15 protein-coding genes and 1 tRNA gene are annotated in these 15757 nt (G+C 71.8%); 8 read left to right on the plus strand and 8 right to left on the minus strand.

The annotated features are described in order from the left end of the window. Positions 1–234 precede the first annotated feature (234 nt). From rplA to C8K30_RS07875, 5 genes are all read right to left on the minus strand, one after another. Positions 235–951, minus strand: coding sequence for a 50S ribosomal protein L1 (rplA, locus tag C8K30_RS07855; RefSeq protein WP_108492314.1), 717 nt, complete (start codon positions 949–951; stop codon positions 235–237). 107 nt (positions 952–1058) lie between these two features. Beyond that, complete coding sequence (gene rplK / locus C8K30_RS07860) at positions 1059–1490, minus strand: 50S ribosomal protein L11 (protein ID WP_108492315.1); 432 nt, start codon at positions 1488–1490, stop codon at positions 1059–1061. Between the two features lie 75 nt (positions 1491–1565). Beyond that, positions 1566–2396, minus strand: a complete 831-nt coding sequence (gene nusG, locus C8K30_RS07865) for a transcription termination/antitermination protein NusG (RefSeq protein WP_108492316.1) — start codon at positions 2394–2396, stop codon at positions 1566–1568. 248 nt (positions 2397–2644) lie between these two features. After that, positions 2645–2890 (minus strand): preprotein translocase subunit SecE, encoded by a 246-nt coding sequence (secE, locus tag C8K30_RS07870; protein WP_108492317.1) that lies wholly within the window; start codon positions 2888–2890, stop codon positions 2645–2647. A gap of 101 nt (positions 2891–2991) precedes the next feature. Then, positions 2992–3067: transfer RNA gene (locus C8K30_RS07875), tRNA-Trp, on the minus strand. A 239-nt stretch (positions 3068–3306) separates the two neighbouring features. Here C8K30_RS07875 and C8K30_RS07880 point away from each other — a divergent pair. The 5 genes from C8K30_RS07880 (at position 3307) to C8K30_RS07900 (ending at position 7456) form a co-directional block, all read left to right on the plus strand. Beyond that, positions 3307–4224 carry an ABC transporter ATP-binding protein gene (locus C8K30_RS07880; RefSeq protein WP_108492318.1) on the plus strand — a complete coding sequence of 306 codons (918 nt, stop codon included), beginning with the start codon at positions 3307–3309 and terminating at the stop codon, positions 4222–4224. Further along, the gene (locus C8K30_RS07885; RefSeq protein WP_108492319.1) at positions 4224–5087 is read left to right on the plus strand and encodes an ABC transporter permease; all 864 of its coding nucleotides are present in this window, start codon (positions 4224–4226) and stop codon (positions 5085–5087) included. The genes C8K30_RS07880 and C8K30_RS07885 overlap by 1 nt, the downstream gene beginning before the upstream one ends. Positions 5088–5169: 82 nt before the next feature. Beyond that, the gene (locus tag C8K30_RS07890) at positions 5170–6492 is read left to right on the plus strand and encodes a sensor histidine kinase (protein WP_233257043.1); all 1323 of its coding nucleotides are present in this window, start codon (positions 5170–5172) and stop codon (positions 6490–6492) included. Continuing rightward, complete coding sequence (locus tag C8K30_RS07895) at positions 6489–7115, plus strand: response regulator transcription factor (RefSeq protein WP_108492321.1); 627 nt, start codon at positions 6489–6491, stop codon at positions 7113–7115. The genes C8K30_RS07890 and C8K30_RS07895 overlap by 4 nt, the downstream gene beginning before the upstream one ends. 44 nt (positions 7116–7159) lie before the next feature. Continuing rightward, on the plus strand, positions 7160–7456 hold the full coding sequence (locus tag C8K30_RS07900; RefSeq protein WP_108492322.1) for a hypothetical protein: 297 nt from the start codon (positions 7160–7162) through the stop codon (positions 7454–7456). A 99-nt stretch (positions 7457–7555) separates the two neighbouring features. Here the strand turns inward: C8K30_RS07900 and C8K30_RS07905 are convergent, their stop codons facing one another. Beyond that, a complete protein-coding gene (locus tag C8K30_RS07905; RefSeq protein ID WP_108492323.1) occupies positions 7556–9463 on the minus strand; it encodes a serine/threonine-protein kinase in 1908 nt (635 codons plus the stop codon). Positions 9464–9646: 183 nt separating this feature from the next. Here C8K30_RS07905 and C8K30_RS07910 point away from each other — a divergent pair, with 183 nt between their 5' ends. Together C8K30_RS07910 and C8K30_RS07915 are read left to right on the plus strand one after the other, a co-directional pair. Next, on the plus strand, positions 9647–10720 hold the full coding sequence (locus C8K30_RS07910; protein WP_108492324.1) for an adenosine deaminase: 1074 nt from the start codon (positions 9647–9649) through the stop codon (positions 10718–10720). A 191-nt stretch (positions 10721–10911) separates the two neighbouring features. Next, positions 10912–11862: a L,D-transpeptidase family protein gene (locus C8K30_RS07915; RefSeq protein ID WP_233257044.1), complete on the plus strand. Its 951-nt coding sequence runs from the start codon at positions 10912–10914 to the stop codon at positions 11860–11862. On the opposite strand, the gene C8K30_RS07920 is transcribed toward C8K30_RS07915, so the two are convergent. Further along, the gene (locus C8K30_RS07920; protein WP_108492326.1) at positions 11859–13052 is read right to left on the minus strand and encodes a UDP-N-acetylmuramate dehydrogenase; all 1194 of its coding nucleotides are present in this window, start codon (positions 13050–13052) and stop codon (positions 11859–11861) included. The genes C8K30_RS07915 and C8K30_RS07920 overlap by 4 nt on opposite strands. A 155-nt stretch (positions 13053–13207) precedes the next feature. Then, entirely contained in the window at positions 13208–14452 is a 1245-nt protein-coding gene (locus C8K30_RS07925) for an MFS transporter (protein WP_108492327.1), read from the minus strand. A 112-nt stretch (positions 14453–14564) separates the two neighbouring features. On the opposite strand from C8K30_RS07925, the gene C8K30_RS07930 reads away from it, so the two are divergent. After that, on the plus strand, positions 14565–15698 hold the full coding sequence (locus C8K30_RS07930; RefSeq protein WP_108492328.1) for a LacI family DNA-binding transcriptional regulator: 1134 nt from the start codon (positions 14565–14567) through the stop codon (positions 15696–15698). Positions 15699–15757 lie beyond the last annotated feature (59 nt).

Genomic DNA, 15757 nt, shown 5'->3' on the forward strand with positions numbered 1-15757 from the left:
AGGGGACGTGGAGCACTTGGACCAGCCGAGTCTACGGCCGAGCGCGCGGATCCGGGGAGGTAGAAGGCTGTGCCCATCAGGCACTCCTCTCTCCTCGGCGCACGTCGGCAGAATGCCGCTCATCAGACAAGAGGGGCGAACACCCGGTTTCGATACATGGTCGCGGATGAGAAATCAAGAAGGCCCGCACCCCGTTACGGGGTGCGGGCCTTCTTGCGCTCAGGAGCGCTCGGATCAGGCCGAGGCGTCTTCCAGCAGCTTGGTGGTCTTGCTCTGGTCCAGCGGGATGCCGGGGCCCATCGTCGTGGTCATGGTCGCCTTGCTGATGTAGCGACCCTTCGAGGACGACGGCTTGAGGCGCAGGACCTCGTCGAGCGCGGCGGCGTAGTTCTCCAGCAGCTGGGTCTCCGAGAAGGAGGCCTTGCCGATGATGAAGTGCAGGTTCGCGTGCTTGTCGACACGGAACTCGATCTTGCCGCCCTTGATGTCGGACACGGCCTTGGTCACGTCCATGGTCACGGTGCCGGTCTTCGGGTTCGGCATGAGGCCGCGGGGGCCCAGCACCTTACCGAGGCGACCGACCTTGCCCATGAGGTCCGGCGTGGCGACTGCCGCGTCGAAGTCGGTGTAGCCGGCGGCCACCTTCTCGATCAGGTCGTCGCCGCCGACCTCGTCGGCGCCGGCCGCGCGGGCTTCCTCCGCCTTGGCGGCGTTGGCGAACACGATGACCTTGGCGGTCTTGCCCGTGCCGTTCGGCAGGTTGACCGTGCCGCGGACCATCTGGTCCGCCTTGCGCGGGTCCACGCTCAGCCGGAACGCGACCTCGACGGTCGCGTCGTACTTGACGGTGGCGGTCTCCTTGGCCAAACGGATGGCGTCCAGCGGCGCGTACAGCGCGTCGCTGTCGATCTTCTCCGCGGCGGCGAGGTACGCCTTGCTGCGCTTTGCCATATTTCTCTCCTTGTGGTCGTAGCGGGCCTGTGGCCCTGCCACTGTGGTGTCCGACGGCGTTCGCCGGTCACCTCGTGCGGTCCGGGACAGTCAGCCCCGGGGGGAAATCACTCGGAAACGGTGATGCCCATGGAGCGGGCGGTGCCCGCGATGATCAGCGACGCGGCGTCGAGGTCGTTCGCGTTGAGGTCCGGCAGCTTGGTCGTGGCGATCTCGCGGACCTGAGCCTTCGTGATCGAGGCGACCTTGACCGTGTGCGGCGTCGGCGAGCCCTTGGGCACGCCGGCGGCCTTCTTGATCAGCTCGGCGGCCGGCGGGGTCTTGGTGATGAAGGTGAACGAGCGGTCCTCGTACACCGTGATCTCGACCGGGACGACGTTGCCGCGCTGCGACTCGGTCGCGGCGTTGTACGCCTTGCAGAACTCCATGATGTTCACGCCGTGCTGACCCAGTGCGGGGCCGATCGGCGGAGCCGGCGTCGCGGCGCCGGCCTGGATCTGCAGCTTGATGAGGCCGGAGACCTTCTTCTTCGGGGGCATGCTTTTTCTACCTTCTGTTCGATTGGGCCGACGCCGTGGGCGATGACCCGGTTGCAATGCTGAGGGACGAACCGATCAGATCTTGGCGACCTGGTTGAACCCCAGCTCGACCGGGGTCTCCCGGCCGAAGATGGAAACGAGGACCTTGAGCTTCTGGGCCTCGACGTTGATCTCGGAGATCGAGGCGGGCAGCGTGTCGAACGGCCCGTCCGTCACGGTCACCGACTCGCCGACCTCGAAGTCGACGTGGATCGGGGCCTTGCCACCGGTCGACGCCGCGCCACCACCGGCGGCGGCCTGGCCGGCCTGCGCCGGCTGGGGCAGCATCGACGGCGCGAGCATCGAGTAGATCTCGTCGAAGCTCAGCGGCACCGGCTGGTGCGTGTGCCCGACGAAGCCGGTGACGCCCGGCGTGTGCCGCACGGCGCCCCACGACTCGTCGGTCAGGTCCATGCGCACGAGGACGTAGCCCGGGATACGGACGCGGCTCACGATCTTCTTCTGCGCGTTCTTGATCTCGGCGACTTCCTCCATCGGAACCTCGACCTGGAAGATGTAGTCCTCCATGTTCAGGCTCTGGATGCGGTTCTCGAGATTGGTCTTCACGCGCTTCTCGTAGCCCGCGTACGAGTGGATGACGTACCAGTCGCCGAACTGGCTACGGAGGGTTCGCTTGAACTCCTCGACCTCGTCCACGATGACGTCGCCGTCGGCGTCGACGGGGCGCTCGTCGGTGGCGTCGCCCTCGACCTCGTCCTCGTCCGTGGTCTCGGCGTCGGTCTCGGCCGGAGTCTCGGCGTCCGCAGGCACGTCAGCGTTCTCGGCGTCCAGGGGCGCGTCGACGGCCGCGTCGTCGCCTTCGGGCGTCGAGACGTTCTCCGTCTGGTCCAGAGAGTCCTGGGACACGAAACGAACCTGCTTTCTCTTCGTGCGCCGGGGCTACGCCCGGCACGGGTGTGCGTACTTCTACGAGCTGTGTCCGCCCATTGTCGCGCGAAACTGCCGCCAAGGGACAATCAGCGACAGGCGAGAACGATCACAGCGAAGTACTGCGCAGCGTGCCCCATGTGCTCGTCCGGCGCACCCGGACCGGCCCGGGCCCGCGATCGGGGCCCGTCGACGGCTGCGTCAGCTGCCGCCTCCGAGAGCACCGATCAGCCGAACACCCAGATCATGAGCCAGCCGAACGCGTAGTCGAGAGCCGTCACGAAGATCATGACCACGATCAGGAAGACCAGCACCACGGTCGTGTACGTGATGAGCTCGGAGCGCGTGGGCGCGACGACCTTCTTGAGCTCGGCCACCACCTGGCGCACGAAGAGCGCGATTCGGGCGAAGATGTTGCCGCCGCCCTTGCTCGGACGCTCCGCGGCGCTCTGGATCACCTCGGTGTCGCTCACTGCTACCCCACTCCTGTGGCCCGGCGCGCCGGGCGGCGCGGACTGGCATTCCAGGTCCACTCACGTGGGCCCGCTGCGCGCGGCCCCGCTGGGGTTCACGCTGGCAGGGTAGACAGGACTCGAACCTGCAACCTGCGGTTTTGGAGACCGCTGCGCTACCAATTGCGCCACTACCCTTTGTGTTTCGATGCCCGTCAAGTGCTTGCACGAGCCCCGGAGGGGCACGCCACAAAAGGTGAGCATCGATCACCGAGGCACAACTGTACGGTACCCACGGCCGTAGGTCGAACCCGTTCCGGGTGGCCCCGCACGAGCCCGGCGCAGGCCACGGACGGCGCGTGTCCACTGAACGGTGGACAGCAGATGTAGCCGAACGGGCGTCCCGCAGCGGGTGCCGCACGGAGCATGCTCGAGGCATGCAGACATCCGACTCCCCGGCCGTGCGGGTACGCGGCCTCCGCAAGCGGTACGGCAACACCCGCACCGGGTTCAAGGACGCCGTCGCCGGCCTGGACCTCGACGTCGGCCGCGGTGAGATCGTGGCGGTCCTTGGCCCCAACGGCGCGGGCAAGACCACCACCATCGAGATCCTCGAGGGCTTCCGCGACCGGGACGACGGCGACGTGGTCGTCCTCGGCGAGGACCCGCGTGAGGCCGGGCGCGCGTGGCGGGCGCGGATCGGCGTCGTCATGCAGGACTCCCGGGACCTCAGCGAGCTCACGGTCGTGGAGAAGGTGCGGGCCACCGCGGCGTCCTATCCGGACCCGCGCGACCCGGCGGAGGTGATCGCCGCCGTCGGGCTCGCGGAGAAGGTCAAGGCGCGGACGCGCGGGCTGTCCGGCGGGCAGCGGCGGCGGCTGGACGTGGCGCTCGGGATCGTCGGCCGGCCCGAGCTGCTGTTCCTGGACGAGCCCACCACCGGGTTCGACCCACAGGCACGGCGCTCCTTCTGGGACCTCGTGACCGGGCTGCGTGACGACGGCACCACCATCCTGCTGACCACCCACTACCTGGACGAGGCCGCCCAGCTGGCCGACCGCGTCGTCGTCGTGCGCGACGGCGTGGTGGTCGCCGAGGGCCCGCCCGACACCCTGGGCGGGCCCGGGGCCCGCACCCCCGTGGTCGCGTGGGACGACGGCGGTGTGCGCCGCACCGAGCGGACAGACCGGCCCACCGCCGCCGTCGCGCGACTGATTGCCGCGGCCGGGCCCGACGGCGAGGTACCCGGCCTCTCCGTGTCCCGCCCGACGCTCGAGGACGTGTACCTGTCCCTGATCGGCGAGACCCCTGCCGACTACGGAAAGCCGGCCGACGACAACAAGGAGGCGGCGTGATGAGCACGGCTACGACCTCGACGACCGGCACGACGTCGAGCACCGCCCGGAAGCTGCCCGGCACGCTCTGGCTCGGGCTGGTGCGCGGCGGCGTGGAGCTGCTGCAGTTCGTGCGCGAGCGCGACTCGATGATCTTCGGCTTCGCCTACCCGATAGTCATGCTCGCGATCTTCGCCACGGTCTTCGGCGACGACGACCCGATCGTCGCGGGCGGCGTCACCGTCGGCTTCGCGCAGTACTTCCTGCCCGGCATGGTGGCGACCGGCGTCATGCTCTCCACCTACCAGACGCTCGCCATGTCGATCGCCGTCGAGCGCGACGACGGGACGCTCAAGCGCCTCCGTGCCACGCCGCTGCCCGCCACGTCGTACTTCCTGGGCAAGGTGTTCCTGTCGCTGGTCACCGTGCTCGTGCAGACCGCCCTGCTGCTCGCGGTCGCCGCGCTCGCCTTCGACGTCCCCCTGCCCGACGACGCCGAGCACTGGGTGACGTTCGCCTGGGTGTTCCTGCTCGGGACGGCGACCGGGGCCGTGTGCGGCGTCGCGTACTCGTCGGTGCCTCGCTCCGGCCGGTCCGCGAGCGCCGTGGTGGTCACGCCGATCCTGGTGCTGCAGTTCACGTCCGGGGTGTTCTTCCCGGTCAGCCAGATCCCGGGCTGGATGCTCGACCTGTCTTCCCTGTTCCCGCTGAAATGGATCGCGCAGGGCATGCGGTCGGTGTTCCTGCCGGACGCGTTCGCGGCAGCGGAGCCGGCCGGGACCTGGCAGCACGGTGCCACTGCTGCTGTACTGGCGGCATGGCTGGTGGTGGCACTCGTGGTCGGCACCCGGACGTTCCGGTGGCGGCGGCACGATGACGGCTGACGTGGGCGCGTCGGGAGGAGAGGGCGCGTCGAAACGCGAGGGCACTTCGGGAGACGAGGGTGCGTCGCGCGGAGAGCCCGCTTTGAGCAGCGAGCGCGCCATCGAGGGCCTGTACGCCGGGTGGGAGCAGCAGGTGCGGTGGTGGGACGCGGCGTTCGGGGTGATCGTCGCCCTCACCGCCGTCGCCCTGCCGATGGAGGGCACGAGGGGTACGCAGCTCGCGATCGCATATGCGGCGATGGGCGCGATAGTGGTCGCCTACGTGCTGTGGGGCGCGAAGGCAGCCCGCAACCGGGAGCGGCGGCCTGCAGTGGCGTATCTGGTGGTGCTGGTCCTGGGCACGGGCGTGGCCGTGTCGCAGGCCGGCGTCGCGACGTTCCTGATGTTCATCGCGTTCGCCCAGGTGTGGATGCTGCTCGAGTCGATCCGCGAGGGTGTGATCGGCTGCGCCGTCCTCGTGGTGGCGGTGACGGTCGGCATCTCGGCGGCGTACGGCTTCGATCCCCGCGTCGCGGCCAGCGTGGTGCCGCAGATGCTGGTGACGTTCGTGTTCGCCATCGGGCTGGGGCTCTGGTTCCACGTGGCGATGCGGCGCGCGGAGGAGCACGCACGCCTGCTCGACGAGCTGCGGGCCGCGCAGGCGGAGCTCGCGCGGACCAACCACGAGGCCGGTGTCGTGGCCGAGCGGGAGCGCCTCGCCCGGGAGATCCACGACACGCTCGCCCAGGGGTTCACGAGCGTGGTCATGCAGGCGCAGGCCGCCACGGCGGCCCTCGACATCGGGGACGACGGCGCCGTGCGCGAGCGGCTGCACGTCGTCGAGGACACCGCCCGAGACAACCTCGCCGAGGCGCGCGCCCTGGTGGCGGCGTTCGCGCCCGTGGCGCTGCAGGACGCTTCGCTCCCCCAGGCGCTGCGTCGGCTCACGGAGCGGTTCGCCCTGGAGTCCGACCTGTTGGTGGGCTTCCGGGCCGACGGCGTCGGGCCGCTCCCGCCGACGATCGAGGTGGTGCTGCTGCGGGCCGCCCAGGAAGCGCTGACGAACGTGCGACGGCACGCGGCGGCGCAGACCGTCGTCGTGCGCCTGGCCCAGGACGAGGGGGAGGTGATCCTCACGGTGGGCGACGACGGGCGGGGTCTCGGCCCCGACGTCGCCGACGGGTTCGGGCTGTCCGGGATGCGCGACCGGGTGCGATCGGTGGGCGGCACACTGGCGGTCGTGTCGGGGGACGGCAGCGGCACGGTCCTGCGGGCCCGAATACCGGTCGAGGACGGGAGCGCTGCCGGCGCCCGGCCCGAAGCCAGTGCCCGGCCCGATGCCGGATCGAGCACAGGGGCAGATTCGAGCAGGACAGCCGGGGCCGAGCCTCGGACACACGACGGTACGCAGGGGGTGGCGCGATGATCCGGGTGCTGGTGGTGGACGACCATCCGGTGGTGCGGTCCGGGCTGGCGGGCATGCTCAGCGTCGAGGAGGACCTCGAGGTGGTGGGTGAGGCCGCCGACGGGCAGGAGGCGGTGGAGCTGGCGGCTGCGCTCGGGCCCGACGTCGTGCTCATGGACCTACGCATGCCGGTGCTCGACGGCGTCGCGGCGACCGCCGGGATCGTCGGCGCGGGAGTGTCCGGCGCCGGGCCGCGTGTGGTGGTGCTGACGACCTACGACACCGACGCCGACATCCTGCGCGCCGTCGAGGCCGGGGCGACCGGGTACCTGCTGAAGGACACGCCCCGCGCAGTGCTCGTCGCGGGCATCCGGGCCGCGGCCCGGGGCGAGACGGTGCTGGCCCCGAGCGTGGCGACGCGCCTGGTCAGCTCGGTCCGCACGGCCGCAGAGCGGCCCTCGGCGCGGGAGGCCGAGGTGCTCACGCTCGTGGCGCTCGGCCGCTCGAACTCGGAGGTCGGGCGCGAGCTGTCGATCACGGAGGCCACTGTCAAGACGCACCTCATCCGGGCGTTCGCCAAGCTCGGCGTCGCCGACCGGACGGCGGCCGTGACCGTGGCCCGGGACCGCGGCTGGATCGCGTGACCTTTCCGGGACGCCGCCCGGACTCTGCCGGTAGGTTTGCGCGCATGAACAACTCGGGCGAAATCGACATCACGGCACGCGTCGAGGCGGCGGTCGCGTCAGCGATCTACGACGTCGTGCTGCCGATCGACGACATGGGCGTGACCTTCCACGACGGTGCGCTGGACGACGTCGCCGAGGCGTACCGCGCCGAGCCGGAAGCCACCCTCGCCGCGACCGACGCCCGGTTCGCGGCCCACATGGCGACGGTCGCGGCGGCGGCGTCGGACGACGAGGCGGAGGCCCCGATGCTCCGGGCACGCGCCGCGATGGCCCTGAAGGAGCGCCTCCAGGAGCTGTGACCCGGGACGTCCCGTCCGGCCGCGTGCTGGTCGCCCCTAGCGGCCCACGGCCCACGGCCCACGGCCCACGGCCAGCAGAACCCGGCTAACGGCTCCCAGCTAACGGCTCCCAGCGGGGTCGGTGCCCGTCTCCCCGCTCGCGTCACCGCCGTCGGTCGGATCGGTCGACGGATCGACCGGGGTGCTCGGCTCCTCGGAGGGTTCCTCGCTCGGCGTCGGCTCCTCGCTCGGCGTGGGCGTCGGGGTAGGGGTCGGCGTCGGGGTGGGCGTGGGGGTCGGGGTGGGCGTCGGGGTCGGCGTAGGCGTCGGGGTGGGAGTCGGCGTAGGCGTGGGCGACGGAGTCGGCGTGGGCGACGGGGTCCACTCGTTCTCGGTGTCGGTCTCACTCGGGGTGGGCGACGCCGACGGAGTCCGCGACGGCTCCTGCGACGACGACGGGCTGACGCTCGGCGTGACCCCCGGCGTCCCGTTGTCGCCGAGGATGTTCGCGATCCACAGGCCCGCACCGCCGAACACGAGCAGCGCGAACACGATGACCGTGGCCACGCGGCCACGACCGGTCGTCATGCGCTGCCACAACGACCGCTTCTCCGCGGCCGGCTCCCCTGGGGGTGGCACGGACGCCGCCGCGGGCTCGGCGCCGGCGACTCCTGCGGCAACGCCCGCAGCACCAGCCGCGCCGACGGCGCCGACCATCATGGTGCGGTCGGCACCCTCGGTGACCTGGCCCAGCTTCATCGTGCCGGAGCCGGCGACCGGGTCGATCACCTCGGTGCCGCCGGCTCCGACGCCAAGTTGCATGGTCTCGCCGCTGGTGCCCATGCGGCCGGCGGGGCCGCCGAGCAGGATCGTCACCGTCCCGCGCATCGCCTCGGCCGTGGGGAACCGGCGGTTCGGGTCCTTGGCCATCGCCCGGGACACCAGGCGGTCCACCGATGCGGGGACCGCCGCGCGCCGCGCAGACGCCGCCGGCACCGGCGCGTTCACGTGCGCCCGCAGGACGTCCTCCGCCTGCGCGCGCTCGTACGGCGCGTGTCCCGTCAGCGTGTAGTACGCGAGCGCGCCGACGGCGTAGATGTCGCTGCGCGCGTCGAGGGGCTTGCCGCGGGCCTGCTCCGGCGACATGCCGATGACCGACCCGGACACGGTGGCGCCGTCGCCGTCCCCGCCCGCGGGCCGGGTGAGGCCGAGGTCCAGCAGCCCGACGACGAACGTGCCGTCCGGCCGCTTGTCGACCATCACGTTGCGCGGCGCGACGTCCCGGTGCACCAGGCCCGCCGCGTGCACGGCGCCGAGCCCGTCCAGCAGGCCGTCGATGATCGCGAGCGCGTCGCGCCAGGGCAGACCGGTGTCCCCGGCGAGGTCGGACAGGGAGACGCCCGACATCCGGTTCATGACGGTCCAGGGGACGCTCGCGCCCGCGACGTCCTCCTCGCCGGAGTCCAGGACCTTCACCACGCCCGGGTGGGTCACCAGCGCGGACGCCTCGACCTCGCGCTGCAGTGAGGCGCGGGCGTTCTGATCGTCGACCAGGTGCGGGTGCAGCACCTTGACGACGAGGGGCTGGTCCGGGTCGATCTCGGGCGCGGCGGGTTCCGTGGGCTCGGCGATCTCGGCCGTCGCGTCGGCGTCGGCCGCGGGCTCGACGTCGGCGTCTGCCGCATCGGCGTCGTCCGCATCGGAGCCTGCCGCATCGGCGTCTGCGTCAGCGTCACCGTCAGAGCCCGCCGCATCGGCCGTCGCGTCGCCGTCGCCGGGCGCCTCGCCCGGCTCAGCCGCGTCGGCCGCGTCCTTGCTCGCGTCGTCCGTGCCCGCCTCGGCACCGTCCGCGTCGTCGTCATCGCCCGGTGTGGGCTCCGGAGCTGCCGGAACCGCTACCCGCTGCGCCTCGTAGACGGTGAAGGTTGCCCCAGTGCCGACGACGTCGACCAGCTCGTACCTACCGCCGAGGACTGCGTGCACCGGAAGATCCGCGGCGTTGTCCTCACCCGTGTTCTGTTCGTTCACTGGTTCACCGGTGTCCGTGGTTGCGCATCGAGCAAATCAGTCATTTCGGCTATCTGGGGCATGTTCTTCTCAGGATACTTAGCGGAGCGCGCGCACACCAAAGATGAACGGCGGGATGTGTGAGTAGTGCGGAGTATCACGGTCACGGCTGCCGCCGGACCGCCGCTTTGCCAGACTACGCAGATGCGAGACCTCGCACTTCTCCCCAAGGCGCACCTCCACCTGCACTTCACCGGATCCATGCGGGTGCCGACCCTCGTCGACATGGCAGCCGCGTATGGCGTCCGGCTGCCTGAGGCGCTCATCGACAACGACCCCCTCCGCCTGCCGGCCACCGAGCGTGGCTGGTTCCGCTTCCAGCGCCTGTACGACGCCGCCCGCGCGTGCGTGCGCTCCGAGGCCGACATGCGCCGCCTGGTCCACGAGGCGGCGGCCGACGACGCCGCCGAGGGCTCCGGCCGGCTCGAGATCCAGGTGGACCCCACCTCCTACGCGCCGTTCGTCGGCGGGATCACCCCCGCCGTCGAGATCGTCATCGACGCCGCCCGGTACGCGAGCGCCGCGCACGGGATCGAGGTGGGGGTGATCATCGCGGCATCGCGCATGAAGCATCCCCTCGACGCGCGCACGCTCGCCCGGCTCGCCGCCCGGTACGCGGGCGACGGCGTCGGCGAGGTGGTGGGCTTCGGGCTGTCGAACGACGAGCGGCGCGGGGACACGTCCCAGTTCGGGCCGGCGTTCGACATCGCGCGCCGCGCCGGCCTCGCGGCCGTGCCGCACGGCGGCGAGCTGCTCGGGCCCGACCACATCAGCGAGGTCATGCGCGAGCTGGTCCCCGACCGGATCGGGCACGGCGTGCGCGCCGCCGAGGACGAGCGCGTCCTCGCGGACATCGTGGACCGCGGCGTCGCCCTCGAGGTGAACCCCGGCTCGAACATCGGCCTGGGCGTGTACGGCGAGGCGAGCGAGGTGCCGCTGCGCACCCTGGTCGACGCCGGCGCCCTGGTCGCGCTCGGCGCCGACGACCCGCTCCTGTTCGGGTCACGGCTCGTGGACCAGTACGAGATCGCACGCAGCGCCCACGGGTTCACCGACGCCGAGCTCGCGAAGCTGGCGGCGTCGTCGATCCGGGCGAGCCGGGCGTCGTCGGGCACGAAGGCCCGCCTCCTGGCCGACGTCGACGCGTGGCTGCTCGCACCCGACCCCGCCGATACCCTGGACGCCCTTCCCGCGGGTGGAACTGTCACGATTGGGTGACGATCAGCCAGACCAACCATCCCGGGTCCCCGAGCGTCGGTTAGAGATACAGGACACTCGCGAGGGGACGACGTCGTCTCGCGAGGGCGCGGCGCCACGCCACCCCCAGAGGGCGCGGCCGAGGAGGAGTCACGATGCGGGTTTTGTACGGTAGGTCGACCCACGATGTGGGCAGGGTCGGCAAGAGGGTCATGGGCACGCTGGGCGCGGTCGCGCTGGCGGCGACCCTGCTGTCCGGCTGCGGCGAGGAACAGGAGCCTCCGGCGGAGGCGGACGCGACGACGAGCTCGCCCGCGCCCGAGGAGAGCACCGCCGGCCCGGAGCCCAGCGCGAGCGAGCCGTCCGAGGAGCCCGAGGCGAGCGCGTCGCCGTCCGGCAGCGCTGACGAGGGGGACGGCGCCGACGAGCCCGCCGACGACGCGAGCGAGGGCGGGAGCGACGACGGCAAGACCGATGAGGGCAACGGCAAGGCGCAGGGCGACGACAAGTCCGAGGGCAAGGGCAACGGCAAGGACTCGAAGGACGAGGAGCCGGAGAAGCCCGACTACATCGAGTACGGCGAGGTCAGCGACCGCGTGGGTGCTCTCCAGCAGCGCCTGCAGGACCTCGGCTACTTCGTGACGTCCGTCGACAACGCGTACGGCGGGGAGACGCAGCAGGCGGTGTTCGCCCTGCAGAAGGCCGGCGGGCTGTACCGCGACGGTGTCGTCGGCGACGCCACGCAGGCCGCGGCGGACGACGGCGTGGTTCCGCAGGCGGAGACGTCGTCGGGCAAGGTGCTCGAGATCGACATCGACCGGCAGCTCGTGCTCGCCGTCGAGGACGGTCAGGTCGTGAAGACCATCAACGCGTCGTCCGGCAATGGGGAGACGTACGAGGCCAAGGGCAACACCTATACGGCGTACACGCCGCGCGGGTCGTTCGCGGTGTACCGCGAGGAGAACCGGATGTACGCGTCGCGGCTCGAGCTGGGCGACATGTGGCGGCCCAAGTTCTTCACCGGCGGCATCGCGGTGCACGGCTCGGCTTCGGTGCCCGCGTTCCCGGCGTCGCACGGGTGCGTGCGCGTCTCGAACAGCGCGATGGACTGGATCTGGGACACCTGGGGCGCGCCGTCTGGCACCCCGGTCGTCGTGTACTAGAGCGAGACGCCTACGAGGACGGTCTCCGGGACCAGGGTCACGCCGAAGCGGTCGCGGACGCCGTCGCGCACCGCCCGGGCGAGGGCGATGACGTCATCGGCCCTGGCACCGCCGCGGTTGGTCATCGCGAGCGTGTGCTTGGTCGACAGGCGCGCCGGGCTGTGCTCCCCCGCCAGGCCGAAGCCCTTGCCGAAGCCCGCCCGCTCGATGAGCCAGGCCGCGCTGGTCTTCACGAGCGTCGGGTCGATGGCGCCGAGGCTCGGGCCGGTGCTCGTCTCCGGCGTCGCGGAGCGGACCGGGTACCGGGGTGCGTCCTCCGGCAGGTGCTCCAGGTGCTCCACCGGGATCACGGGGTTGGTGAAGAACGACCCCGAGTTCCAGCGGTCGTGGTCGGGCTGCTCGCCGAAGAGCGGGCGGTCGAGCAGCATGCCCTTGCCGCCGCGCAGGCCCAGCACGGTCTCGCGGACGTCCTTCATCGGGGCGCGCTGCCCCACCTCGACGCCGAGGCGACGCGCCAGCTCCCCGTAGCCCACGGGCGCGGACAGCGTGCCGAGCCGGAACTGGAACTGGACGTTCAGCACCACGTAGCGCGGCGACGGGTACCAGGGGGCGCGCGGGTCGTCCTCGCGGCCCTCGCTGTGCATGGAACGCTTGAGCAGCGACGTGCGGTACCCGAAGCCCAGCTCCCCGACGGCGAAGGTGCGTACCCGGCGCTCCCCGCGGTCCCAGGTGCGGACCAGCGAGACCACACCGGACAGCTCCTGGCCGTACGCGCCGATGTTCTGCACGGGGGCGGCGCCGACCGTCCCCGGGATGCCCGACAGCGACTCCACGCCGACCCAGCCCTCGCCGACGGCGCGCTCCACGAGCTCGTCCCAGTTCTGGCCGGCGGGCGCGCTCACCACGGCACCGCCGCAGGTGTCGTCCGACTCGACGGTGATCCCGGTGCGGGCATCCCGGACGACTACGCCGCCGAAACCCTCGTCAGCCACCAGCAGGTTCGAGCCGCCTCCCACGACGAGCAGCGGCACCCCGTCGTCGTCGGCGGTACTCACCGCCTCGATCAGAGCGGCCTCTTCCTCGGCCTCCACGAACGAGGCAGCCGGTCCACCCACTCGGAGAGTGGTGAGGTCGGCGAGGCTGGGGACCACCGCTTGTGCCTGGACGGTGTCTGCCGGGTATGGGCTCACCGTGCAAGCCTATCTACCCGACGAGTTGGATTTGTGCACATCTTCGACATGGCGTGGGTGATGTCTGCCAATTCTGGAACCTTTTGGTGTCCGCAGACGTGTTCAGTGCTCGACTTCGGCGCCCTGGCCTGGGCGGGGGCTCGTCGTGGCCTGCGCTACCTCTTCACACCCGCGGCCGTCGGCAGCGGCCGGACGGAGCGCGCCACGATCAGGCCGAGCGCCATCGGGACCAGGAGCACGAGCACCGCCAGGCGGTAGCCCGTCGTGTGCGCGACGAAGCCGATCAGCGGCGGCCCCACGAAGAACGCGGTGTACGCGATGGTCGAGACCGCGGCCACCCGCATCGCGGCCCGCCGCGGCTCGTCGGACGCCGCGCTCATCCCCATCGGGAAGCCCATCGCGGCGCCGAGGCCCCACAGGCCGACCCCGACCAGAGCCAGCCACAGGACCGGGACCAGCGAGAACGTCAGCACGCCCACGAAGGCCAGCCCCGCCGAGAGCACGAGCACCGGCACCCGCCCGAACCGGTCGATGGCGCGCGTCCCGGCGAGCCGGGCCGTCGTCATGGCGGTGAGGAAGACGGCGAGCCCTACCGCGCCCATCCCGTCGGACGTGCCGAACCCGTCCACGACCGCGAGGCCCACCCAGTCGTTGGCCACGCCCTCCGTGAGGGCCGCGGCGAGCACCACGAGCCCGATCGCCAGGGTGCGCGGCTCGCGCCAGGCGGCGAACAACCCCGCGATGCCCGACGGCGGAGGCGTCACCTCTCCCGGATCGGCACCGTCCGCGCTGTTCGCCCCGGCGGTGTCGGCGCCGTCCGGCAGGGCCGCCGCCACGACACCCGGCGTGAAGTAGCGGACCGCTATCACCACCGACAGGAGGGCCACTGCCGCCGCCACCACGAGGTGCCAGACGACCGGGACTCCCAGGGTGGCCACCAGAGCGCCGATTCCGGCGCCGACCACGGTGCCGAACGAGAAACCCGCGTGGAAGATCGGCATGACCGCGCGGCCGAGGTGCTGCTCCACGGCGGCACCCTCGAGGTTCATCGCGGCGTCCCAGACCCCGGCGCCCACGCCGAACAGGACCAGGCCGAGCCGCACGGCGAGGTGCTCCCCCTGGGCGACGCCGTACCCGGCGACGACGAGCCCGGCCACGAGGACGCCCGCGAAGGCCAGGACGGTCCGCGCGGTACCGAACCGCTCGGCGACCAGCCCAGACAGCGGGATCGCGGCGACGGAGCCGATCGAGCCCGTCAGCAGCAGCAGACCCATCTCCTGCTCGGAGAAGGACAGGCCGTCCCGGACTGCCGGGAGACGCGATGCCCAGCTCGCAAAAGCGAACCCGCTGGCAGCGAAGACGACGAAGACCGCGCGGGCGGCGGCGTGTGCAGTAGGCACTGAACTCCTTGGTGCGATTGAATCTCCCGACCGTAGGCCACAACCTGGGATCAGCCCAGCAGATTCCACAGCTATTGCACCGCTGGTGCCCGAGGCGAGAGAAGGAACCGCGATGAACCGCCAGACCGTAGGCCGACCGACCCTCGCGAAGGTCGCCGAGCTGGCAAAGGTCTCCGTCTCCACCGCGTCGCTCGCGTTCTCGGGCGCTGGGCCGATCACCCCAGAGACCCGGGAGAAGGTGCTGGCCGCGGCCCGCGAGCTCGACTACTCCGGGCCCAACCCGCTGGGCCGGCAGCTCCGCTCGGGGCGCTCGGGGATCGTGGGCGTGGTGATTGGCGACCAGCTGGGCCGGTCGTTCCGGGACCCCGTCTCCACGCAGGTGCTGCACGGCCTGGTCTCAGCGATCGGCGAGCAGGGGCTGGGCGTCCTGCTCGTCCCCGGGATGCCGCAGGGCACCACTGCGCAGTCCGTCGGGCTCGCCGCCGAGGCGGGGCTGCCCCCCGCCGTCGACCCGCTGGTCGAGGCCGCCGCGATGGACGTCGCGGTGCTCGTGTGGGGCACCTTGAAGGACGACCCGAACCTCGCGGCGCTCCAGCGGCGCGGCGTGCCCGTCGTGATCGGCGAGGGGCAGGACGTGCCCGGCGTGCCCGTGGTGGGCGTCGACGACCGCCGAGGCGCCGCCGAGGCGGTGCGCCACCTCGTCGAGCTGGGGCACACGCGGATCGCGGAGATCACGCTGCCGTTCGGGCGGGACGAGCGGTCCGGGCTGGTCGACGCCGCCCGGCTCGCCACCGCGGAGCGCACGCCCACCCGCAACCGCCTGGCCGGCGTGCGGGACGTCATCGAGCCGGTCATGTCGTGGGAGACGCCCGCCTCGCTCGTGGAGCACGGGCGCGACGCCGCGACCGAGATCCTGTCCGAGTGGGCACCGGCGCGGGACCGTCCGACGGCGATCATCGCCCACTCCGACCTGCTCGCGGCCGGTGCCGTCATCGCGGCACGCGAGCTCGGCCTGCGCGTGCCCGAGGACGTGTCCGTCGCCGGGTTCGACGGGCTCGACCTGCCGTGGCTCTCCCCCGACGTGCTCACCAGCGTGCACCAGCCGCTCGTCGAGAAGGGTCGGGCGCTCGGCCTGGCCGTCATCGCGCTCCTCGCCGGTGAGGAGCCCGATTCGGTGATCCTGCCCGTGAGCCTCGTGGAGGGTACGACGACGGGCCCGGTGCCCGACCTGAGCGCGCTGCCCTGATTTCGTCGCGTCAGCCTTCCCGCTCTGATAGAGAGGGCCCCATGGCTTTCTCACCCGGT

It is taken from the genome of Promicromonospora sp. AC04 (assembly GCF_003058225.1).
Classification (GTDB): Bacteria; Actinomycetota; Actinomycetes; order Actinomycetales; family Cellulomonadaceae; genus Promicromonospora.

What these genes read in the sequence shown, in the direction of transcription:
- C8K30_RS07915 (WP_233257044.1), top strand. Translation starts at nt 10,912, where the DNA reads ATGGGCACGCTGGGCGCGGTCGCGCTGGCGGCGACCCTGCTGTCCGGC.
- C8K30_RS07880 (WP_108492318.1), top strand. Translation starts at nt 3,307, where the DNA reads ATGCAGACATCCGACTCCCCGGCCGTGCGGGTACGCGGCCTCCGCAAG.
- C8K30_RS07900 (WP_108492322.1), top strand. Translation starts at nt 7,160, where the DNA reads ATGAACAACTCGGGCGAAATCGACATCACGGCACGCGTCGAGGCGGCG.
- C8K30_RS07895 (WP_108492321.1), top strand. Translation starts at nt 6,489, where the DNA reads ATGATCCGGGTGCTGGTGGTGGACGACCATCCGGTGGTGCGGTCCGGG.
- C8K30_RS07930 (WP_108492328.1), top strand. Translation starts at nt 14,565, where the DNA reads ATGAACCGCCAGACCGTAGGCCGACCGACCCTCGCGAAGGTCGCCGAG.
- C8K30_RS07910 (WP_108492324.1), top strand. Translation starts at nt 9,647, where the DNA reads ATGCGAGACCTCGCACTTCTCCCCAAGGCGCACCTCCACCTGCACTTC.
- rplA (WP_108492314.1), bottom strand. Translation starts at nt 951, where the DNA reads ATGGCAAAGCGCAGCAAGGCGTACCTCGCCGCCGCGGAGAAGATCGAC.
- C8K30_RS07885 (WP_108492319.1), top strand. Translation starts at nt 4,224, where the DNA reads ATGAGCACGGCTACGACCTCGACGACCGGCACGACGTCGAGCACCGCC.
- rplK (WP_108492315.1), bottom strand. Translation starts at nt 1,490, where the DNA reads ATGCCCCCGAAGAAGAAGGTCTCCGGCCTCATCAAGCTGCAGATCCAG.